The organism is Brachybacterium netajii (SeqCode), from assembly GCF_054114245.1.
In genome coordinates, this window is record NZ_JBSYXB010000001.1 from 761,028 (window position 1) to 781,995 (window position 20,968).

The following is a 20,968-nucleotide window of genomic DNA, read 5'->3' on the forward strand; positions in this document are numbered from 1 at the left end:
CCTCGCTGCCTCACGCTACGTCGCTCGACCTCACGCGACCTCGCTCCACCTCACTCGACGCGGATGCGGCGCACCCGCTCGAGGTGGGAACTCTCGTTGGCGCCGCTCATCCGGCGCGAGCGCTGACGGTTGTTGGTGCCGCGTCGGCCGTCGGCGCTCTTGAGGTTGCCGACGGCGACATCGGTCTTCTTCTCGAAGGTGAAGCGCTTGTCGGTGTTGCGGTAGTGCCGGTAGATGCCCAGGTAGACGGCCAGGAAGACGCCGGGGCCGGCGAGGAACGGGAAGGCGATGCCGACGGCGCCGTCGCTGTTGTCGGCCAGGAGCGCGGGCGCGGCGGGGTCCGCCATGATCTCGGCGAGCAGCGGGAGCATCGAGCTCCTCCTCTCAGGGATGGGCCGGCGTCAGCCGGCGAGGAACCAGCCGAACCCGATGACCCCGGCGACGACCGCGGCGACCGTGCCCAGGGCGCAGGACAGCGCGAAGATCTTCGGATGGGAGACGGGCACGGAGCCCATCGTGTTGCCGTTGCGGGCGTTGACGGCGATGTAGTGGGTCAGGGAGTTCCCGGTCGCGGACTCCGCATAGCTGTAGAGCCACACGGGGACGTAGACGGCGACCCAGCGGGTGCCGCGCACGGCGACGCCCTCCTGCTCCCAGCGCACGCCGCGGTCGTACCGGGAGACGGTGGGCTGCGCCTTCGCCCGGGCGATCGCGAGGAACTTGTCCTCGACGTCGGAGTCGACGTCGCGGATGTTCAGGTCGCGCCGCTCGGAGGTGAACCCCTTGAGGTAGTTGGAGTTGTAGGCGACGGCGTTGCGCGTGTCGTACGGCTGGACCGCGTTGAGGATGTTGTTCGTGGCCTGCGAGTTGTCCTGCGCGGTGAAGCGTGCGGCGGACTCCACGGCGAGGTCGTCGACGAGGATGTCGAAGGACCGCTGGACCGCGTACACGTCGGCGTCGTAGTACGTCTCGGTGACGTAGTTGTCCTCGCTGACCTTCCGTCGCACCGTGTACTGGCGGGTGGTGACCTCGCCGGTGCCGCGCAGCTGTGCATGCAGATTGCCGTCGACGATCATGTACGGGATGTACACGCCCATGACGTTGTCGGCGACGAACTCCTCCTTGAACTTCGAGGCGGCGAAGGTGCGGCGCGCGTCGACGAACTCCTGGATCTTCGCCATCGCCTGCTCCCGGGTGAGGGAGAAGGGCAGGATCGCGTCCGGCACGGAGCCGTTGGGGATCTGCGTGTTGATCGACAGCGTCTGACGGCACCAGTGGCAGCGGGCCTGGAGGGACTCGTCGGCGTTGATGACGACCTCGGCGCCGCAGCCCTGGCATTTCAGGGTGACGATCGAGACGTCCTCCCGCACGTCGGCGGTGCCCGAGGCCATCGTGTGGCCGCGCAGCTCGTGGATCGCGGAGTCCAGGCCGAAGGTCTGCTCGGCGTTGTCCTCGTTCCACTGATACCGGCAGTACGTGCAGGTCAGCGCCTTGGCGTTGATGTCATACCGGATATCCGTGCTGCCGCATCGCGGGCACTTGTCGAGACCGTCGTCGCGCTGGACGCTGGTGTCGATGATCCGGTTGCCGTCGCCCTGCGGAGGGACCGGCGGCTGCTGCCCGGCCGACGACGCAGGCTGCTGCCCGGCAGGCTGCTGCGCGGCCGACGGTGCAGGCTGCTGCTGCGGGGGCTGCCCAGGCTGCTGCCCGCCCGTCGGCCCGACGGGAGACGCTCCCACCGGCGGGGCGGACGGGACCTGCTGACGCGGGTCCCGCCCGTCGCCGTACCCGGGCGCGGGGCTCTGCGGAGGAACGCTCATCTCGTCTCGGGTCTCGTCTCGGGTCTCGTCTCGGGTCTCGTTCGGGGCTGGCTGAGGCTCAGGCTCGGGCTCGGGTCAGAGCCCGAGCGCGCTCTTCTTCGCCGCCTCATAGTCCTCCGCGGTGATCAGGCCCTGGTCGAGCATCTGCTTGTACTGGGCGAGCTTCGCGACCGGGTCCTCCGCCGCGGGAGCGGCCTGCGGCGCCGCCTGCTGGGGGGCGGCCTGGGGCGCTGCCTGCTGCGGAACGCCCTGCTGCGGGAAGCCCTGCTGGACCGGGTTGACGAGGCCGCCCGCGGCGCCCGCGCCCATGCCGAACATCGCGAGGCCCGCACCGCCGCCGTTCTCGCCGGCGCCCTGCACGCCGCGCGCGACGGCCTGGTTGATGAAGGACTGCGAGCGGGCGCCGGAGAGGGCGTCGGCCTTCTGCACGTCGACGAGGAGCTCGCGGGTGCGCTGGTCGTACTCGATCGAGGCGATGGCCGTCTTCACGATGGCGAGGCCGCGGTCGGTGGACCAGCGGTAGCCCTCCTCGACGGCGGCGGAGAGCGACTGCGCGAAGCCGACCGAGTCGCCCTGGATGCGGGAGATGCGGTTGCCCTTGTCGGGATCGTTCGTGTAGCGCGAGAAGGCGGCGGCGAGGGAGCCGACGACCTCGGTGAAGAGCTGCGCGCCGGCCGCGTTGTCCTGGTCGGCGAAGTCGAAGACCGGGGCGTTCGCGGAGATGAAGGAGGCGGGCACGAAGTTGTGCACGAACAGCAGCGGGTCCACGATCCGCATCGTGTACGAGCCGCGGCAGACGGCGCCGACCTGCGTGTTCAGGTACGCGTCATCCCAGTAGATCTCCGACTGGGTGCCGAAGCGGTTGTCCGGCAGCTCCTTGAGGCTCACGTAGAACGCGAGCTGCTGGGAGCCGGGGCGGCCGCCGAACTTGAAGCGCTCCCAGGACATCCCGACGGTCGAGGCGAGGATGCTGTCGCCCGCGAAGACCGACTTCGCGTCGGGCGAGGAGTCGTTGAACTCGTAGCCGCCGGCCTCGGTGACCAGGCCGGTGGCGCGGCCGTCGACGACGGTGATCAGGCCGTAGCCCTGGGGCACGAGGATCTTGGAGCCGTTGGTGATGACGTTCTCGGAGCCGCGGGTGTTCGAGCCGCGCCCGGCGTTCGTGCCCTGCGGGACCGCGGGGAACAGGGCGGCCGTCTGCGGCAGCCCGTTCGGGATGGTCAGGAAGTCCTTCCACTGGTCCGCGAGCATGCCGCCGACAGCGCCCTTGAATGCCTGGATGAATCCCATGTCGCCTCCTCATTGATCCCCATGATGTGACGCGGCCCATCGTAGCCGGAGGTTCCTGGACCCCGTCCGGAAGCGCCGCAAATGGGATAGTCGACTATCCCAGCAGCGCCCGGCCAGCCGGCGACCGCCCGGTCGGCGCCCGCCCGGTCGCGCCCGGCCAGCCGGCGGTCGTCCGATCCGCGCCCGCCCGCTCAGCGGCCGACGCTGCGGAAGCGGCGCAGGCGCAGGCTGTTGGTGACCACGAAGACGCTCGAGAAGGCCATGGCGGCGCCCGCGAGCATCGGGTTCAGCAGGCCGAGGGCGGCGATCGGGATGGCCGCCGCGTTGTAGGCGAAGGCCCAGAACAGGTTGCCCCGGATGGTGCGGAGGGTCCGCCGGGACAGGCGGACGGCGTCGACGGCCGCGCGCAGGTCGCCGCGCACGAGGGTGATGTCGGCGGCCTCGATGGCGACGTCGGTGCCGGTGCCCATCGCCAGGCCCAGGTCCGCGGTGGCCAGGGCAGGGGCGTCGTTGACGCCGTCGCCGACCATCGCGACGACCTTCCCCTCGCGCTGGAGGCCCTCGACGACGGCGACCTTGTCCTCGGGCAGGACCCCGGCGATGACGCGGTCGATGCCGACCTCGGCGGCGACGGCGCGGGCGACGGCCTCGTGGTCGCCGGTGAGGAGGATCGGCTCGAGGCCCAGCGCCCGCAGCTCGCGCACGGCCTCGGCGCTCGTCGGCCGCACCCGGTCGGCGACGGCGAGCAGGCCCTGCACGCGCCCGTCCCAGATCACCGGGATCGTGGTGCGGCCCGCCTCGCGCGCCGCATCCCGCGCGGCGACGAGCCCGGCGTCCATCCCGTCGGCCGCGCCCGATGGACCGGCGCCGTCGGCTGCGAGCAGCCCGCGCCCGACGCGCACCTCCGTGCCGTCGACCGTGCCGCGCACGCCGCGGCCGGCGACGCTCGCGAAGCCCTCGACGACCGGGAGCGTCCCGAGCTCGGCGCGGGCGGCGTCGGCGATCGCGCGGGCGAGGGGATGCTCGCTCGCGGCCTCGACGGCGCCCGCGCGGCGCAGAAGCTCGGCGCGGTCGACGCCGGCGGCGGGAAGGACCTCCTGCAGGGTCATCGTGCCGCTGGTGACGGTGCCGGTCTTGTCGAGCACGACGGTGTCGGCGCGGCGCGTGGACTCCAGCACCTCGGGCCCCTTGATGAGGACGCCGAGCTGGGCGCCGCGGCCGGTGCCGACGAGGAGCGCCGTCGGCGTCGCGAGGCCGAGCGCGCAGGGGCAGGCGATGATCAGCACGGCGACCGCGGCGGTGCCGGCCATGATCGGGCCGCCGCCGGCGATCAGCCAGCCGGCCACGGTGAGGGCGGCGATCACGAGCACGATCGGCACGAAGACGCCGGCGACGCGGTCGGCGAGGCGCTGGATCTCGGCCTTGCCGGACTGCGCGTCCTCGACGAGCCGCGCCATCCGTGCGAGCTGCGTGTCGGCGCCGACGCCGGTCGCGCGCACGACGAGGCGTCCGCCGACGTTGACGGTCGCGCCGGTCACCGCATCGCCCTCGCCGACCTCCACGGGGACGGACTCCCCGGTCAGCAGCGAGCGGTCCACGGCGGAGGTGCCGGAGAGAACTGTGCCGTCGGTCGCGATGGTCTCGCCGGGCCGGACCACGAACCGGTCGCCGACGACGAGCCGGCCGACGGGGATCCGCTCCTCCTGCCCACCATGCTCTCCGTCGCCGCCCCCGCCGTGCTCTCCGCCGCGCAGGACGGACACCTCTTTCGCGCCCATCCGCAGCAGCGCCCGCAGGGCCGCGCCGGCCTGCCGCTTGGACCGCTTCTCGAGGTAGCGGCCGAGAAGCACGAAGGTGATCACCCCGGCGGCGACCTCGAGGTAGATGCTGTCCATACCGTCGGAGCGCTCGAGCGCGAAGGAGAAGGAGTGGTGCATCCCGGGCTCGCCGGCGGTGCCGACGAACAGCGCGAGGATCGACCACAGGAACGCGGCCGAGGTGCCGATCGAGACCAGGGTGTCCATGGTCGCCGCGCCGTGCCGGGCGTTGATCGCGGCGGCGCGATGGAAGGGCCAGCCGGCCCAGACCACGACGGGCGCCGCGAGCACGAGCGAGGCGAAGCCCCAGTGGTCGAACTGCAGGGCCGGGACCATCGCGAGCACGATCACCGGCACGGAGAGGATCGCGGCGCCGATCAGCCGCTGACGGAGCGCGGCGAGCTCGGGGTCCTCCCGCTCGCCGCCGGGCCCGCCCGCCCCGTCGGTCGCGGCGGATGCGTCGGTCCCGCTGGTCGCGTCGGTTGCGCCGGTTCCGTCGCCGGAGGTGCCGGTCCTCTCGTCGGCCGACGACGGGGCCGGGGCCGGCGGAGCCGGGACCTGCGCGGTGTAGCCGGTGCGCTCGACGACGGCGATGAGGTCCGCAGCGGTGGTGCCCTCGGGCACGTGCACGCTGGCCTTCTCGGTCGCGTAGTTGACGGCGGCGCTGACTCCCTCGAGCCGGTTGAGCTTCTTCTCGATGCGGGCGGCGCAGCTCGCGCAGGTCATCCCGCCGACCTCGAGATCGATGACCTGGAGCGTCGTCGAGGGGATCGGCGACGAGGCGCTCGACGACGACGCGCTCGACGACGCTGCGGTCGACGAGCCCGCCGCCGCGGGCATCGGGGACGGTGACGGGGACGGGCTGGTCACGGCGGCCTCCTGCCGGTTCGGGCGGACGCCTCGACTGTAGACCCCCGAGGGGTACGCCGGGAGGACGCTCCGTCCCGTTCAGTCCGTCGGATCCGCCGGCTCCATCGGCTCCGTCCGCTCCGTCCGCTCCGTCGGCGACACGATCCGCGGCAGGTGCTCGGCGACGACGGCGGCCGCCTCGGCGTCCAGGACGAGCTCGACCTGCTGGGGCAGGTCGAGCGCTCCGGCGGCCCCGGCATCGAGGTCGAGCACGAGGCTGCCGCCCTCGAGCGCGAACCGGTCCAGACCGCCGTAGTGCACGGCGGCCCCGCCGCGCACGATCGCGTAGGTGTCCATCCCGAGCTCCGCGTCCTGCGGGTCGGGGGCGAGGGAGCGCTGGACCTCGATCGTGTCGCCGGACTCCTCGTCCAGCAGCACGATCGCCTCGTAGCCGTCCTCGGTGCTGCGGATGAATCCTGCCCTGATCACACGCGAGACTCTGCCACCGGAACCGCTCTCGCACCAGGACCCGGACCGGAAGCGCGCGTCCGGGCGGGGTCAGCAGGTACTGCGCGTCCGGGCGGGATCAGCGGGCACTGCGCGTCGGGGCGGGGTCTGCGGGTGCTGCGCGTCCGGGTCCGGTGGCGCGTCAGTCGGCGCGCGGGCCGACGATGCCGAGCATGACCCCGAGGCTGGTCCGCTCCCCCGCGCGGCGTCGGCGGATGACGCCCGTGACCACGGCGTACGGCACGAGCATCACGAAGCCGACGGCGGACAGCAGCAGGATCGCGACGATCAGCGACTCGTTCGTGCCGTCGGCGCGGGCGACCAGCAGGGCCGCGGCGATGTTGCGCTGGCTGGAGAGGATCGCGGGCCCGTCGGAGACGGTGAGGGTGTCGCCGGCGAGGTCTCCGGCGATGCGTCCGCAGGCGAAGGCCAGCGCGACCAGGCCCGCGGCGACGAGGAGCGCCGGGGAGAGCACGAGGTCGATGAGGACGTCGGCGTTGGAGCCGAAGCCGGAGAGGAACATGAGCACGGCGAAGACCGCGGCGGCGGCGCCCGCATAGCGCGCGAGCTGGTCGGCGCGGGTGCGGAACACGCGCCCGAGGACGATGCCGGCGAGCATCGGCGAGAGCATCGTGCCCAGCAGCAGGCGGGCGACGGCCCAGCCGTCGACCGCGATGTCCTGCAGCAGGAACGGCACGACCAGCGGCATGAAGACGATGGAGCCGAGCAGCATCACCGCCATCGGCCCCGCGGTCTCCTCGAAGGGGATCCGCGCCATCGCGCCGAGCTGCAGCACGAAGGGAGCGCCGGCCGCGCACAGGGCGATGATGAAGCCCTCGGATGCCTGATGCGGCATCAACGGGCTGAGGATCCACAGCAGCAGCGTCCCCACCGCGGGGATCACCACGAAGTTGGCGCCCACGAGCGCGAAGACCGTGCGCCGGTCCCGCAGCTGGGCGGCGAAGGCGCGCACCGGGGTGCGCAGGCCCATGGAGAGCATCGAGGCGATCGCGAAGCCGGGGACGCTGACGTGGATCAGGGACACCAGCAGGGACTCGAGCTCGCTCACCGCAGAAGACTACGCGTCCGGCCCCGCCGTCGGCCTCACAGCCGGTCGCCTCGCAGCCGGCGTCACGCTGCCTCCCGCCTCACAGCCAGCCGCCGTCGGTCGCCGCGCGGACCGCCTCCGCGCGGTTGGTGACGCCGAGCTTCCCGATGGCGGAGGAGATGTGGTTCCGCACGGTCCCCTCCGACAGGTGCACGCGGGCGGCGATCTCGGTGGTGCTGCCGCCGAGCGCGGCCGCACGCAGCACCTCCGCCTCCTTCGCCGACAACGGGTCCGGTCCGACGGCGAGCGACTGCGCGGCGAGCTCGGGGTCGACGACCCGCAGACCATCGCGAACCCGGCGGATGCCGTCGACGAGCCGCTCCACCGGCGCGTCCTTGACCATGAAGCCCTGCGCACCGGCCTCGAGGGTCCGCCGCAGGTAGCCGGCGCGCCCGAAGGTCGTCAGGACGATCACCCGCACGTCGGCCCCGGAGGCGCGCAGCCGCTCCGCGACCGCGATGCCGTCAGCGGGCCCCGGCGTGCCGTCCGGGAGGATGCCCGCGGGCATCTGCACGTCGAGCAGGAGCACGTCGGGCCGTTCCCGCTCGACCACGGCGAGCGCATCGGCGCAGGTGGCGGCCTCGCCGACGACGTCGATCCCCTGCTCGAGACGCAGCAGGGCGACCAGTCCGCTGCGCAGGAGCGCCTGGTCGTCGGCGAGGGCGATGCGGATCGCGGCGGTCATCGGAGGACTCCTTCGGAGGCGGGGCCGTCGTCGGCCGACGGGGCGGCGGATGCCGCGGCCGACGGGCGGGCCGTCCCGTCGGCGGCGGGGAGGATCGCGGTGAGGGAGGTGCCCTCGGGGCCGGAGGCGATGCGCAGCTCGCCGCCGTGCTCGGCGAGGCGCGCCTCGAGGCCTGCGAGACCGGTGCGGGCGCGGTCGGCGCGGAAGCCGACCCCGTCGTCGGCGATGACCACCCGGTCTGCCTCGAGGCGGATCGTGCAGCGGGTCGCGCGCGAATGGCGCACGGCGTTGGTGACGCCCTCGCGGATGACATAGCCGAGCAGCTCGGCGCACTCGTCGTCGAGCTCGGGGAGCGCGGCAGGGACGTCGGCCTCGATGCCGGCGGCGGCGAGGACGCTGCGCGCCGAGGCGATCTCGGACGCCGCCCGCACCTGCTGCATGCCGCTCGCGGTCGCCCGGACGTCGGCGAGGGACTGGCGGGACAGGCGCTCGATCTCCTCGATCTGCGCGCGGGCGGCCTCGGGGTCGGCGTCGAGCAGGCGCCGCGCGAGCTGCGCGGAGACCGTGATCGTCGTCAGCGAATGGCCGAGGATGTCATGGAGGTCGCGGCCGATCCGCTCGCGCTCGGCAGCGACGGCGAGCACCGCGTTGCGCTGCTCGGCGGCCGCGAGGCGCTCCCGCAGGATCTCCTGGTCGATCGAATAGCCGATCCCGAGGGACATGACCACGCCGACGACGGCGAGGACGATCGCCGTCGGCTGATCGAGCAGCAGCGCGGGCACGGAGAAGAGCACGGCGACCGGCAGCACGCACAGCCGCCCGATCCGCCACGGCAGCGCGACCGCATGGCTGATCACCGCATACATCACCATGTAGACGACGTTCTCGCGGATCAGCAGGGCCAGCAGCGCCAGCAGCACCCACATGACCGCCAGCCAGCCGACCGCGACGCGGGGCCGGTAGGAGCGGATGCCCGGCGTGTAGAGGAACATCGTCCCGTAGGCGAGGGCGACGAGGATGATCGCGGCGCTCTGCAGCGGGTTGTCGAACCAGAACGCCGGGATGATCACCAGCAGCAGGAACAGCAGCGACGGCGCCGTGTACCAGACCGCGCCGGAGGAGATCAGCGCCTGCGTCAGCCCGCGCGGGCTCAGCGCACGGCGATCCTCGCTGCAGGACGCCGCCGCCCCTTCCGCCGCGGCCAGCCGCCGCGCCGCGCCGATCCGGTCCATGGGCGCCTCCGTCCGTTCGTCGGGCCTGCTCGTCTGGCCTGCTCGTCGGGCCTGTTCGCTGGGCCTGTTCGTCGGCCCGCCCGGGGACCCTGTCCCGGACGGACCGATTCTTCCAGCTCTCGTCCTTCCCGCTCCCCCACCGGGTGGCGGGGTTCGCGACCCGGCGCCGGACGGTGCGGGTCGCGCCGGGCGCCGCCGGCTCAGCGGCGGCGCCGGCAACTCAGCGGCGGCGTCGGCGGCTCAGCGGCGGGAGGAGGCGCGGGTCGCGCGTCCCATCAGCAGCGCGGAGGCGACACCCAGCACGGCCGTCCATGCGGCGAGCGTGATCACGCCGCGCACCGGCAGGCCCTCGCCGGTGATCGCCCAGGTGCCCAGGTCGCCCATCCAGAAGGTCGGGGTGTAGCGGGAGAGCGTCTGCATCCACTCCGGGAACATCTCGTAGGGGAACCAGAGGCCGCCGGCGACGGCCAGCAGCATCATGCCGATCGTGGCGGCGGCGCCCACGGCGCTGGGCTTCAGGGCGAGGCCGAGCGCGAGACCGAGGACCGCGAGCGGGAGCATGCTGGCCCACAGCACCAGCAGCGAGGAGACGATCTCGCCGACGCTCAGATGCACGTCGCCGATGGTCAGCCCCGCGATGTAGACGCCGATCAGCGCCGGCAGGGCGACAGCCATCGCCGCGACCATCTTCCCGATCACGAAGGAGCGCGGGGACAGTCCCGCGACCATCAGCTGGCGCAGCCAGCCGTTGGCCCGCTCGAGCTGGACCATCGCGCCCGCGTTGATCGCGGCGCCGAGCCCGCCGTAGGCGGCCATGCGGACCATCATCACGGTGCCGACGGTCGTCGTGCCCTGCTCGAACCCGCCGAAGAGCGAGTTGAACATCAGGAACATGATCACCGGCAGCGCGATCGTGAAGAAGAGGAAGAGGCCGTTGCGCAGCGTCAGCAGCGTCGAGTCGGCGCTGAAGCGCACCGTGCGGCGCAGCTGCGAGACCGTCGGCGCGCCGGCGAGCGCCGGACGGGACGGGGCGGCGACCGCGGAGGCGGCGCGCGCGGGGACGGAGGTCGGGCTGGCAGTGGTCATGGCGTGCTCCTGAGGGAGAGGCGGGGCGAGCGTGCGGGGTGCTTACGGAGTGCGTGGGGCGAGCGTGCGGGGTGCGTTCGGGGCGCGGGTCAGTGGCTCGTGAGCTGGACGAAGGCGTCCTCGAGGCTCGGCGTGGAGACGGCGATGTCCTGGACGAGGCCGCCCGCGACGGGACCGCCGGGCGCGAAGAGCTCGGCGAGGGTGGCGTCGGAGTCGGAGGTCGCCAGGCGCAGGCGCCCGCCCTCGAGGACGTCGACGGAGGACACCCCGGCGAGGCGCCCGAGCATCTCGCAGCGCTCCGCCCCGGACGGGGCGACGGGCGAGAGGGTGATGACGCGTCCGCCGATGCGCGCCTTGATCTCGCTGCCGGTCCCGTCGGCGACGACGCGGCCGCGGTCGATCACGACGACGCGACCGGCCTGCTGATCGGCCTCCTCCAGGTAATGGGTGGCGAAGACGATGGTGCGGCCATCGGCAGCGACCCGGCGCATCCGCTCCCAGAAGCGGCGACGGGTCTCGACGTCCATCGCGACCGTCGGCTCGTCCAGCAGCAGCACCTCGGGGTCGGGCAGCAGCGCGAGCGCGAAGCGGACCCGCTGCGCCTCGCCGCCGGAGAGCTTGGAGGTGTTGCGCCGCAGCAGCGGCGCGATGTCCGCCTGCTCGATGACGCTGTCCAATGGCTGCGGATGCGAGCACACGCCCGCGACCAGGGAGAGCATCGCCCGGACGGGCACGTCCTCGAGCAGGGCGCCGTTCTGGAGCATGGCGCCGACGAGACCCCGCCGGGCCGCATCCGCCGGCGTCGTGCCGAGGACCTCCACGCTGCCGGCATCGGGCGTCGCCAGGCCCAGGATCAGCTCCGTGGTGGTGGACTTCCCGGCGCCGTTGGGGCCGAGCAGCGCGAGGATCTGCCCGCGCGGGATCGTCAGGTCGAGGCCGTCGACAGCGGTGACCTCGCCGTAGCGCTTGGTCAGACCCTGCAGGGCGATGGCCGGGGGCGGGGCGGCGGGGGACGCGGCGGTGGACGATGCGGCAGCGGTGGGAGTCGCTGCGGCGGCGGGGACGGCGGGAGCGGCGGGGACGGCGGGGGCGTCGGCGGGGTTCATGGCTCCACCCTCCGTTCCGGGCCCCCTTGGTCGCGATCCCCCGCCGTCACGAGTGCGCGGTGACAGCTGTCATGACGCGGGCCACGGCGGTGACAGCTGTCATTGCGAGGGGTCGCCACGGGGCGCACGCCACGGGGTGCACGGCGCGGGAAGTGTGTGCGGGATGCCGGGGGCGGAGTCCGCTGGCTACGCTCGGAGCGTGCTCCTCCGCGACATCCGCCTCTCCCCCTCAGCCCGCCCGGTCTCCCTGCGCGCCCTCGACGGCACGATCACCGCGATCGGCCCCGACCTCGCCCCGCAGACCGGCGAGGAGGTCCACGATGCCCACGGGGCGCTCGCGATCCCCGGCCTGTGGGACCACCATGTCCACGTCGGGCAGACCGCCCAGGGCTACTCGCGCCTGGACACCTCCGGTCTCGCCTCGGTCGACGCCATGCTGCGCACCGTCGAGCAGGCCCTCGCCGCCCGGACCCTCGAGCGCGGCGACGGACGTCGGCGCGAGGCGCTCGTCGGCTTCGGCCACCGCCTCGTCGACATGGCGGGCGAGCCGACGGTCGCAGCCCTCGACGCCGTCGGCGGCGACACCACCCCCATCGTCCTGATCGGCGGGGACGCGCACCACGCCTGGATGAGCTCGGCGGCGCTCGTCGGTCTCGGCCTCCCGCCGCACCGCGGGATCGTCGCCGAGGACGAATGGTTCGACGCCGTCGCCCACCTCGACGACCTCCCCGGCGTCGCCGCCTCCCTCGCCGCCGGCGTCGAGCAGCTGCAGGCCGACGCCCTCTCCCGCGGCATCGTCGGCCTCACCGACATGGAATGGGGCCCGAACTGGGACCTGTGGCGGCGCCGCCCGGTGCGCATGCGCGTCCGCACCGCCGCCTACGTCTCGACGATGGAGCAGGTCCCGGGGCCGACGGGCACGATCGTCGACGCATCGGGCCTGGTGACGATGGGCCCGCTGAAGGTGATCGCCGACGGCTCCCTCGGCTCCCGCTCCGCCTACTGCCGCCACCCCTACGCCTTCGTCGCCGACACTGAGGCCGACGGCGGGCGCGGGGCTGACGGCGAGGCCGACGGCGGGCACGCGGGCTACGGCGGGGCCGACGGCGGGCACGCGGGCTACGGCGTCCTCAGCGAGTACGCGGGGCAGCTGGACGCCTACCTCGGCCGCGCCCAGGAGCTGGGCCTCGAGGCCGCCGTCCACGCCATCGGCGACGCCGCCGCCGAGGTCGTGCTCGACGCCTTCGCCGCCCGCGGCCTGCGCGGACGCATCGAGCACGCGCAGATGCTCGAGGACGTCGACGTCGCCCGGATGGCCGCCCTCGGCATGACCGCCTCCGTCCAGCCCGCCCATCTCCTCGACGACCGGGATCCGACGACGGAGGTGTGGCCCGACCTCGCACGCCTCTGCTACCGCTTCCGCGACCTCGTCGACGCCGGAGTCCCGCTGCTCATGGGCTCCGACTCCCCCGTCGCGCCGATCGACCCGTGGCTTGCGATGGCCGCCGCCGTCCACCGCAGCGCCGACGACCGTCCGGCCTGGTTCCCTTCCCAGCAGCTCCAGCCCCGCGAAGCCCTCGCCGCCTCCACGAACGGGATCGCCGACCTCGCCGTCGGCGGCCCCGCCGACGTGGTGCTCCTGGGCGGGGGCGCGTCGGGCGCCGTGGGCGGGTCCGGCTTCGTGAGCGGGCCAGACGTCGTGAGCGGACCAGACGTCGTGAGCGGACCCGGCTTCGTGAGAACCTTGGGCTCCGGAGATGCCTCGGGCTCCGGAGATATCTCGGGTCCGTTCGCCGACGTCCCGGTCGGCGTCGACGGTCTCATGCTCGAGAGCGCCGCCCGCGAAGCGGCCGACCGCCTCCGCTCGACCCAGGTCCTCGCCACCTTCGTCGCCGGTCACCTGGCCGCGGAGCGGTGAGGGCGGGCAGGTAGAGCCGGGCGGGGCAGGGAAGGCGCTGGGGACTCCTGCCCAGCTTCCTTGAGCAGTGGGCAGGAGTCCCCGGAAATGAAGCGCTTCAGCTACTGCTGAGGGCCACTGCCGTGCTTCGCCCCAGCACTGCCCCTCGGCGAGCGCCTCGCCCAGCACTCGTCCGCACGACCCCACGGATCACGCGCACCTGATCGCCGCTTGCCTGCACCCCAGAGCAGACCCAGAGCAGGCTCAGCCGAGTGGGCAGAAACCCCCGGAAATGGAGCGCTTCAGCACCAGTTGAGGGCCAGTGGATCCCTCCGTATAAGCCCTCGGCATAAGCCCTCCGCATGATGATGCGCAGCGCTCGCCGTCGACTCATCCACCGGGATGGCGACGTGGCTGGATGCTTGGGTGACGCCGTGGCGCATCGACCACCCGGGTCACGACCGCGACCACGGGCACCCCGGGAGCATCACCACGGCGAATATTCGCTGGACCCGCGCGCGGACCGGCGAATAGCCTCATGCCCATCGGTCGCGCACCACCCCGCGCAGGAGCCGCACCGCCCCGCACACCCGACCCGAGCGACCCCGAGCGAAGGAGGACCCCATGGCTGTCACCGTCCTGACCCCTGCCCTCCTCCCGTCCGCTCCGACCTGCTGAGGCGCCCCCTCTCTCACGGCACCGCCACTCACGGCATCGCCCCCCGGCTCCGCCGCCCTCGGCACCGCCCGACGGCCCCGCCGCCCGCGTCCCCGCCGCCCCGCGCCCGCAGGTCCCCTCCTTCAGGAGACCCTCGCCATGACCTCGTCCTTCGACTGGGACAGCTTCTACTCGACCTCGCTCGTGCCCACCGGCCTCGCCGACGCCGACCCCGATGACCCGCACGCTCTCTACGAGGAGCCGGGACCGGACCAGCGCTGGTCGACCTGGCCGGAGACTGCGCGCACGCTCGACCGCGGGCCCCATCCCCGACCCGCCTGGGTCGTCGCGCACGACGGCGCCTTCGACACCGAGCTGGGCGTCCTCAAGACCGGCAAGGAGGCCGACGCGTTCCTCATCGAGCGCGCCCTCCCGCCGACCCTGCGCACCGGGGCCGAGGGCGAGAGCGCCCCCATGGTCGCCAAGCGCTACCGCTCCGACCAGCACTCCTCCTTCCATCGTTCCGCCCAGTACACCGAGGGGCGGCGCGTGAAGGACTCCCGCGAGGCGCGCGCGATCGCCCGCGGATCCGCGTTCGGCCGGGAGGCGGCCGCCGACCGCTGGGCCCGCACCGAGTTCGACGTTCTCTCGCGGCTGTGGTCCGCGGGGCTGCCGGTGCCGTATCCGGTGCAGATCGTCGGCACCGAGGTGCTCATGGAGTTCATCGGCACCGTCGGCGGGTCCGCGAGCACCGCCGTCGACAGCACCACCCACAGCACCGTCGACAGCACGCCCGTCGCCGCACCGCGGCTGCACGAACGTCGGCCGACGCCCGAGCGCGCTGAGCAGTGGGCGCGGCAGCTCCACGGTGTGGTCATGGATCTCGCCGCACTCGGTCTCGTGCACGGGGATCTCTCGGCCTACAACGTCCTCGTGGATACGCGGGAGGCCGACGAGCGGCTCGTCGTGATCGACGTCCCGCAGGTCATCGACCTGATCGCGAACCCCTCCGGCGAGCGGTTCCTGCGCCGCGACTGCGAGAACGTGTGCACCTGGCTGCGCGCCCACGGTGCCCCGGCGGAGCTCGTCGATCCCGGACGCTGGTTCGAGGAGGCGGTCGCCGCCCCGCACTGACGGCCGCACTGGCGTCCCCGCCCACCGCCGCGGCGACGACCCCACCCGCGACCTCGCTCACGGCCCCGCCGCCATCCGCTACTATCTGCGCATGGATGCAGATACGAAGAGATGCAGCTTCGACGAGCACAGCCAGTACGCCGATCTCGCCGCGGAGGTGTTCTCCCTGCTCGGCGACCCGACCCGGGTGCGGATCGTGCTCGCGCTGCGCGGCGGCGAGCTCTCGGTCAACGAGCTCGCCGAGCGGGTCGGCAAGAACCCTGCCGGGGTCTCGCAGCATCTCGCGAAGCTGCGCTGGGCCAAGATCGTGCAGTCCCGCCAGGACGGGAACCGGGCCCTCTACAGCCTGATCGACGAGCATGCGCGGCGCCTCGTCGCGATCGCCGTGCTGCAGGCGCAGGAGGTCGTCGGCGGCATGCCCCAGCACACCGCTGCGGATCTGGAGGGGACCGGGCCGGCCGCGTCGGCCCCGGCCTCCGGCACGAGCGTCGGCACGAGCGCCGGCACCAACGCTGGCACGAACTCCAGCACCGGCGGCTCCTGCCCCGCGGCGGGCACCCGATGAGCGCTCCTGCGGGCCCGCCGGTCGGTTCGCCCGTCACCGCCGCCCAGCCCGCCGTCGCCCCCGACGCCGCGCCCGGCGCCGCCCCCGACTCCGCACCCGACTCCACGCCCAGCTCCGCACCCGACCAGGCGGACACGGCCGACGGCGGGAGCCTGTGGCGCCGCATCGATCGCGCCGACCTCGCCCGCACGCTCGGCGTCGCCCTCGTCGCCGTGCTGGTCGCGGTGCTGCCCGCCTGGCCGTCGGAGGCGCTGCCTCTGCTCGCGCTCGCGGGGCTGGTGGTCGGGCTGTGGCCGATCCTCGGCGAGGCGCTCGAGGACGTGAGGCACCGTCGGATGAGCATGGAGCTGTCCATGCTGCTCGCGATCGCGGCCGCGGCCGCCATCGGGGAATGGGTGACCGCGCTGGTCATCACCGCTTTCGTGCTCGCGGCGGAGATCCTCGAGGATCTGTCGATGGACCGCGGGCGGGACGCTCTGACCGACCTGATGTCCTTCCTGCCCGACACCGTCCGGGTGCGGGCCGACGACGCCGGCGCCCGCTTCGTCGAGGTCCCCCTCGCCGAGGTCTCCCCCGGACAGATCGTCCTGATCGCCCCGGGTGGCCGGGTCCCGGTGGACGGGACCGTCGTCACCGGCGCGAGCTCGCTGGACGCCTCCCGCATCACGGGCGAGTCCCTGCCGGTCGACGTCGGCCCCGGCGACGCGGTCCATGCGGGGTCGGTGAACAGTCTCGGGGCGATCGAGGTGCGGGCCGAGCGCGTCGGCGCCGAGTCCGCCTACGGGCGCATCGTCGAGGCCGTCCGCGAGGCGCAGGAGAGCGAGGCCCCCGTCCAGCGGCTCGCCGACCGCCTCGCGACCTGGCTGGTCGTCATCGCGCTGGCCGGCGCGGCGATCACCTTCCTCCTGACCCGCGACGTGACCGCGACGATCTCCGTGGTGATCGTCGCCGGGGCCTGCGGCGTCGCCGCCGGCACCCCGCTCGCCGTGCTCGCGGCGATCGCGCGGGCGGCGCGGACCGGTGCGCTCATCAAGGGCGGCGCCCATCTCGAGGCGCTCTCCGCGATCGACACCGTCGTGCTCGACAAGACCGGCACCCTGACGCGCGGAGAGCTCGAGACGGTCGAGATCGCCCCGGCCGACGGGTCGGACGCCACCGAGCTGCTGGCGCTCGCGGCGGCCGCGGAGCTGTACTCGGAGCATCCCGTCGGGCAGGCGATCGTGCGCCGCGCCCGCGCCGACGCTCTCGCGCTCGGCGCGCCCGAGGACTTCGTCTACGCCCCGGGTCGCGGGGTCGAGGCGCGCATCGACGGCCGCCTGGTGCGGGTCGGGACCGCCGCGCACATCGGTGCGACGACGGCCGACGGTCCGACGGCGACGGCCGGCCCGTCGGACACCGACGGCGGGACGACGGTGCACGTGAGCGTCGACGGGCGGCGCCTCGGAGCGATCACCCTCGCCGACACGGCCCGCGACGGGGCCTCCGACGCCGTCGCCGCGCTGCGGGCCGACGGCCTGCGCGTGGTCATGCTGACCGGGGATACCGAGGGTCCTGCCCGCGCGATGGCGTCCGAGCTGGGGATCTCCGAGGTCCGTGCGGGCCTCCTGCCAGCGCAGAAGCTCGAGGCGATCGACGCCGAGCGCGCCGCCGGGCACCGGGTCGCGATGGTCGGCGACGGCGTGAACGATGCGCCCGCCCTGGGCCGCGCCGACGTCGGGATCGCGATGGGCAGCGGCACCGTCATCGCCCAGGAGTCCGCCGACGTCGTGCTCATCAGCTCCGACCCGGAGGATCTGGTGCGGACGCTGCGGATCGCGCGCCGCGCCCGACGGATCGTGATGGTGAACTTCGTCGGGACGATCGTCGTCGACCTCGTCGGCATCGGGCTCGCCGGCGCGGGGCTCCTCAGCCCCATCGCCGCCGCGCTCGTGCATGTCGGCAGCGAGACGGCGTTCATCCTCAACTCCGCACGGCTGATCCCCGGCCGTCGGACCGGGCGCCGCTAGGCCGGGTCGCCGCCGCGGGCCGGCGCCGCGGGTCACCGCCGCGGGCCGGCGCCACGGGGCACCGCCGCGGGCGGATGCCGCCGCGGGGTCAGCTGCGCGGTGCGGGCAGCACGCAGAACTCGTTGCCCGAGGGGTCGCGGTAGGTGCGCCAGGGCAGCGGGCCCCAGCCGCCGTCGAACTCCTCGCCGCCGCGCGCGATGATCCCCGCGGCGACGACGTCGGGGTCGTCCTCCGCCTCGAGGCGGATGTCCAGGTGGAGGCGGTTCTTCGCCGGCCCCTTGGGCGCCTCCTCGGGGCAGATCTCGAGCAGGGGCCCGGTCCCGGAGGGGTGGCGCAGGGCGTTCCCGCCGACGCCGCCTATCGGCTCCCATCCGGTGATCGCCTGCCAGAACGCGCGATCGCGGGCGGGGTCGGCGGAGTCCAGCGGGAGGGCGGCGATCGGGCCGGTCGCGACGTAGGCGTCGCGCGCCTCCATCACGCAGAAGGGATTGCCCTCGACGTCCGCCAGGACGATCCACGGCACATCCCCCTGACCGATGTCGAGGTCGCGGGCACCCAGGGCGCGCAGGCGCTCGGCGACCTCACTCTGTCGGCCGCCGCCGAGCAGGTCCAGGTGCAGACGCAGCGGCTCCGCGGGCGGTGCGGGGACCGGCTGGATGCAGAGGTCGAGATAGGCGTCGTCATCGGCCTCGGGAGAGGCGCCGTCGGCGAGCGGCAGGCGCATCTCGAAGCCGTCGGGCCCGTCGGCCAGCACGCGCGCGCCGAGGGCCGCGCACCAGAAGCGGCCCGCCCGCTGGGGGTCGACGGCATCGAGGACCAGGTTCTCGAGGAACATGCGCCGAGCGTACGCGCCGGGGTGCGCGCTGTCGCTGCGCGCCGCCGCACTGCGCCGCGCCTACGCCCCGTCGCGCAGGCGCGCGACCACTCCCAGCAGCGCCTCCAGCGCCCCGTCGCTCCGTCCGACGCCCGACGGCGCCTCGGGGTCGAGCATGGCGTTGAAGTAGAGGCCATCGCCGATCAGCATGATCGCCTGGGCGACGGCGTCGTCGCCGACCTCCTCGCGGATCTGCGCGAGCCACTGCCCCTGGATCTCGTCGAAGACCGCGCGGGCGGAGGAGTCGTAGGTGCGCGAGAGCCGCGAGATCGCCACGAGGGTGCGGTCGAAGGGGCTGTCCTCGTAGACCGAGGTGCGCACGTAGTAGAGGGAGGGGCCCTCCTCGGCGGCGGCCATGGCGGCGACGTCGGCCCGTCCGCGCTCGCGCGCCCGCTCGGCGAGGCCCTCCATGAGGGCCTTCTTCGATCCGAAGTGGTAGAGCAGCCCGCCCTTGGAGACGCCGGCCGCGGCGGCGACCGCGTCGAGCGTCGCCGCCCGTTCGCCGTCATGGATGAGCAGACGCTCGAGGGCGTCGAGGAGGTCTTCGCGCGCGGACATGGCACACACCATAAGCGCCAGCCATGGACTGTACCGTCTGGACGGTTTAGTGTGATCGCGTTCCACCCCGCCTCGTGAGAAGGACGAGACCGTGACCGCACGGACCCCGGACATCGACCAGTCGACCGACCTCCGCACTGCGGCCGCCCCCACCGAGACCACGACGACCGCGCCGTCGGCCCCTGCGACCGCGTCGTCGGCCGTCGCGACGGCGACCTCGCCGGCCGGCCCGACGGGCCCGTCCGGCGCAGCCGGCCCCTCCGCGCGCCGCCGCTGGGCCGCGCTCATGGTGCTCATGCTCCCGGTGCTGCTCATCTCCGTCGACAACACGGTGCTGTCCTTCGCGATCCCCTCGATCGCGACGTCGCTGCAGCCGACGGGGACCCAGCAGCTGTGGATCGTGGACATCTACCCGCTCATGCTCGCCGGCCTGCTCGTGCCGATGGGCAGCCTCGGCGACCGCATCGGCCGACGCCGCCTGCTGCTGATCGGCTCGGCCGGCTTCGCGATCATCTCCGCGATCGCGGCCTTCGCGCCGACGGCCGGTGCGCTGATCGCGGCGCGTGCGGCGATGGGCCTGTTCGGGGCCATGCTCATGCCCTCGACGCTCTCGCTGATCCGCAACATCTTCACCGACGCTCGCGAGCGCCGCACGGCGATCGCGATCTGGGCGGCCGGCTTCTCCGGCGGCGCCGCGCTCGGCCCGGTCGTCGGAGGATTCCTGCTCGAGCACTTCTGGTGGGGCTCCGTGTTCCTGCTCAGCGTGCCCGTCCTGATCCCGCTGCTGGTCCTCGCGCCGACGCTCGTGCCCGAGTCCCGCGACCCGCGTCCGGGCCCCGTGGACCCCGTCAGCATCGTGCTCGCGATGGCGACGATGACCCCGATCGTGTGGGCCATCAAGACGTTCTCCTCCGACGGCTTCACCTACGCCGTCGCGATCGCCCTCGCCGTCGGCGTCCTCGCCGGGATCTGGTTCGTGCGCCGCCAGCTGGCGCGCACCTCCCCCATGCTCGACGTGCGCCTGTTCCGCGTGCCCGCCTTCTCGATCTCCGTGGCGGCGAACCTGCTGAGCGTGTTCTCGCTGGTCGGCTTCCTGTACTTCGTCTCGCAGCATCTGCAGCTGGTCTCCGGGCGCACGCCGATGGAGGCCGGGCTGCTGCTGATCCCGGGCATGGCCGTCACGATCATCGCCGGGCTCGTGGTGGTGCGGGTCGTCGAGCGGGTCCGCCCCGCCCATGCGATGGCCTTCGGCCTGCTGCTGAACGCCGTCGGCTACGGCGTCATCATGCTCACCGGCACCGCGGGCAGCGATCTCGCGCTCGTGATCGCCTTCGCGATCCTCGGCGCGGGCGTCGGCAGCGCCGAGACGATCTCCAACGATCTGATCCTCTCGGCCGTGCCCGCCGAGCGCGCGGGCGCCGCCTCGGCGATCTCCGAGACCGCCTACGAGACCGGGGCCGTGCTCGGCACCGCCGTCCTCGGCTCCATCCTCAACGCCGCCTACCGCCTGCACCTCGAGCTGCCCGACGGCCTCACCGCTGCCCAGCGCACCGCCGCCGGGGAGACCCTCGGCGGGGCGACCGACGTCGCCGACGCCCTCGACCTCACCACCGGGCAGGCGCTCCTGGACTCGGCCCGGCACGCCTTCGACTCGGGCGTCGGCATCACCTCCGCCGTCGGCCTCGTGCTGATGGTCGCGGCGGCGATCCTGGTGCTGCGCGGCATGCGGGAGCGTCCCGCGACCGTCTGACGGTGCGGCCGCGCGGGCCGACGGCGC

General features: G+C 73.6%; 17 protein-coding genes. 5 read left to right on the forward strand and 12 right to left on the reverse strand.

All coding sequences use genetic code 11. From position 1 onward, the window contains the following. Positions 1-50: 50 nt before the first annotated feature. From ACXET9_RS03350 to ACXET9_RS03395, 10 genes are all read right to left on the reverse strand, one after another. A complete protein-coding gene (locus ACXET9_RS03350) occupies positions 51-371 on the reverse strand; it encodes a hypothetical protein (RefSeq protein WP_457884807.1) in 321 nt (106 codons plus the stop codon). 30 nt (positions 372-401) lie between these two features. Continuing rightward, positions 402-1,820: a TFIIB-type zinc ribbon-containing protein gene (locus ACXET9_RS03355; RefSeq protein WP_457884809.1), complete on the reverse strand. Its 1,419-nt coding sequence runs from the start codon at positions 1,818-1,820 to the stop codon at positions 402-404. Positions 1,821-1,895: 75 nt separating this feature from the next. Then, positions 1,896-3,110: an SHOCT domain-containing protein gene (locus tag ACXET9_RS03360; protein ID WP_457884811.1), complete on the reverse strand. Its 1,215-nt coding sequence runs from the start codon at positions 3,108-3,110 to the stop codon at positions 1,896-1,898. A 191-nt stretch (positions 3,111-3,301) separates the two neighbouring features. After that, positions 3,302-5,767, reverse strand: a complete 2,466-nt coding sequence (locus ACXET9_RS03365; RefSeq protein WP_457884990.1) for a heavy metal translocating P-type ATPase — start codon at positions 5,765-5,767, stop codon at positions 3,302-3,304. A gap of 108 nt (positions 5,768-5,875) precedes the next feature. Further along, on the reverse strand, positions 5,876-6,265 hold the full coding sequence (locus tag ACXET9_RS03370) for an Imm10 family immunity protein (protein WP_457884812.1): 390 nt from the start codon (positions 6,263-6,265) through the stop codon (positions 5,876-5,878). Positions 6,266-6,425: 160 nt separating this feature from the next. Continuing rightward, the gene (locus tag ACXET9_RS03375) at positions 6,426-7,352 is read right to left on the reverse strand and encodes a Na+-dependent transporter (RefSeq protein ID WP_457884814.1); all 927 of its coding nucleotides are present in this window, start codon (positions 7,350-7,352) and stop codon (positions 6,426-6,428) included. A gap of 79 nt (positions 7,353-7,431) precedes the next feature. Then, the gene (locus ACXET9_RS03380) at positions 7,432-8,076 is read right to left on the reverse strand and encodes a response regulator (protein ID WP_457884816.1); all 645 of its coding nucleotides are present in this window, start codon (positions 8,074-8,076) and stop codon (positions 7,432-7,434) included. Beyond that, positions 8,073-9,308 carry a sensor histidine kinase gene (locus ACXET9_RS03385; protein WP_457884818.1) on the reverse strand — a complete coding sequence of 412 codons (1,236 nt, stop codon included), beginning with the start codon at positions 9,306-9,308 and terminating at the stop codon, positions 8,073-8,075. Before ACXET9_RS03385 ends, ACXET9_RS03380 begins: the two co-directional genes overlap by 4 nt. 240 nt (positions 9,309-9,548) lie before the next feature. Next, a complete protein-coding gene (locus ACXET9_RS03390; protein ID WP_457884820.1) occupies positions 9,549-10,394 on the reverse strand; it encodes an ABC transporter permease in 846 nt (281 codons plus the stop codon). 89 nt (positions 10,395-10,483) lie between these two features. Then, positions 10,484-11,500 (reverse strand): ATP-binding cassette domain-containing protein, encoded by a 1,017-nt coding sequence (locus tag ACXET9_RS03395; protein WP_457884821.1) that lies wholly within the window; start codon positions 11,498-11,500, stop codon positions 10,484-10,486. Positions 11,501-11,699: 199 nt separating this feature from the next. Here ACXET9_RS03395 and ACXET9_RS03400 point away from each other — a divergent pair, with 199 nt between their 5' ends. From ACXET9_RS03400 to ACXET9_RS03415, 4 genes are all read left to right on the forward strand, one after another. Further along, positions 11,700-13,418 carry an amidohydrolase gene (locus ACXET9_RS03400; RefSeq protein ID WP_457884822.1) on the forward strand — a complete coding sequence of 573 codons (1,719 nt, stop codon included), beginning with the start codon at positions 11,700-11,702 and terminating at the stop codon, positions 13,416-13,418. A gap of 795 nt (positions 13,419-14,213) precedes the next feature. Continuing rightward, positions 14,214-15,188, forward strand: coding sequence for a serine protein kinase RIO (locus tag ACXET9_RS03405; RefSeq protein WP_457884824.1), 975 nt, complete (start codon positions 14,214-14,216; stop codon positions 15,186-15,188). Positions 15,189-15,279: 91 nt separating this feature from the next. Continuing rightward, complete coding sequence (locus ACXET9_RS03410; protein WP_457884825.1) at positions 15,280-15,753, forward strand: ArsR/SmtB family transcription factor; 474 nt, start codon at positions 15,280-15,282, stop codon at positions 15,751-15,753. Further along, positions 15,750-17,759, forward strand: a complete 2,010-nt coding sequence (locus tag ACXET9_RS03415) for a heavy metal translocating P-type ATPase (RefSeq protein ID WP_457884827.1) — start codon at positions 15,750-15,752, stop codon at positions 17,757-17,759. The genes ACXET9_RS03410 and ACXET9_RS03415 overlap by 4 nt, the downstream gene beginning before the upstream one ends. Positions 17,760-17,847: 88 nt before the next feature. Here the strand turns inward: ACXET9_RS03415 and ACXET9_RS03420 are convergent, their stop codons facing one another. Together ACXET9_RS03420 and ACXET9_RS03425 are read right to left on the reverse strand one after the other, a co-directional pair. After that, positions 17,848-18,594, reverse strand: coding sequence for a VOC family protein (locus ACXET9_RS03420; RefSeq protein WP_457884829.1), 747 nt, complete (start codon positions 18,592-18,594; stop codon positions 17,848-17,850). A gap of 60 nt (positions 18,595-18,654) precedes the next feature. Then, a complete protein-coding gene (locus ACXET9_RS03425; protein WP_457884831.1) occupies positions 18,655-19,191 on the reverse strand; it encodes a TetR/AcrR family transcriptional regulator in 537 nt (178 codons plus the stop codon). 286 nt (positions 19,192-19,477) lie between these two features. Between ACXET9_RS03425 and ACXET9_RS03430 the strand changes: the two genes are divergently transcribed. After that, positions 19,478-20,941, forward strand: coding sequence for an MFS transporter (locus tag ACXET9_RS03430; RefSeq protein WP_457884992.1), 1,464 nt, complete (start codon positions 19,478-19,480; stop codon positions 20,939-20,941). Positions 20,942-20,968 lie beyond the last annotated feature (27 nt).

Coding starts and splice junctions, on each gene's coding strand:
- ACXET9_RS03405 (WP_457884824.1), top strand. CDS start 14,214: ATGACCTCGTCCTTCGACTGGGACAGCTTCTACTCGACCTCGCTCGTG.
- ACXET9_RS03395 (WP_457884821.1), bottom strand. CDS start 11,500: ATGAACCCCGCCGACGCCCCCGCCGTCCCCGCCGCTCCCGCCGTCCCC.
- ACXET9_RS03390 (WP_457884820.1), bottom strand. CDS start 10,394: ATGACCACTGCCAGCCCGACCTCCGTCCCCGCGCGCGCCGCCTCCGCG.
- ACXET9_RS03385 (WP_457884818.1), bottom strand. CDS start 9,308: ATGGACCGGATCGGCGCGGCGCGGCGGCTGGCCGCGGCGGAAGGGGCG.
- ACXET9_RS03380 (WP_457884816.1), bottom strand. CDS start 8,076: ATGACCGCCGCGATCCGCATCGCCCTCGCCGACGACCAGGCGCTCCTG.
- ACXET9_RS03410 (WP_457884825.1), top strand. CDS start 15,280: ATGGATGCAGATACGAAGAGATGCAGCTTCGACGAGCACAGCCAGTAC.
- ACXET9_RS03415 (WP_457884827.1), top strand. CDS start 15,750: ATGAGCGCTCCTGCGGGCCCGCCGGTCGGTTCGCCCGTCACCGCCGCC.
- ACXET9_RS03365 (WP_457884990.1), bottom strand. CDS start 5,767: ATGCCCGCGGCGGCGGGCTCGTCGACCGCAGCGTCGTCGAGCGCGTCG.
- ACXET9_RS03355 (WP_457884809.1), bottom strand. CDS start 1,820: ATGAGCGTTCCTCCGCAGAGCCCCGCGCCCGGGTACGGCGACGGGCGG.
- ACXET9_RS03360 (WP_457884811.1), bottom strand. CDS start 3,110: ATGGGATTCATCCAGGCATTCAAGGGCGCTGTCGGCGGCATGCTCGCG.
- ACXET9_RS03350 (WP_457884807.1), bottom strand. CDS start 371: ATGCTCCCGCTGCTCGCCGAGATCATGGCGGACCCCGCCGCGCCCGCG.
- ACXET9_RS03430 (WP_457884992.1), top strand. CDS start 19,478: ATGGTGCTCATGCTCCCGGTGCTGCTCATCTCCGTCGACAACACGGTG.
- ACXET9_RS03420 (WP_457884829.1), bottom strand. CDS start 18,594: ATGTTCCTCGAGAACCTGGTCCTCGATGCCGTCGACCCCCAGCGGGCG.
- ACXET9_RS03425 (WP_457884831.1), bottom strand. CDS start 19,191: ATGTCCGCGCGCGAAGACCTCCTCGACGCCCTCGAGCGTCTGCTCATC.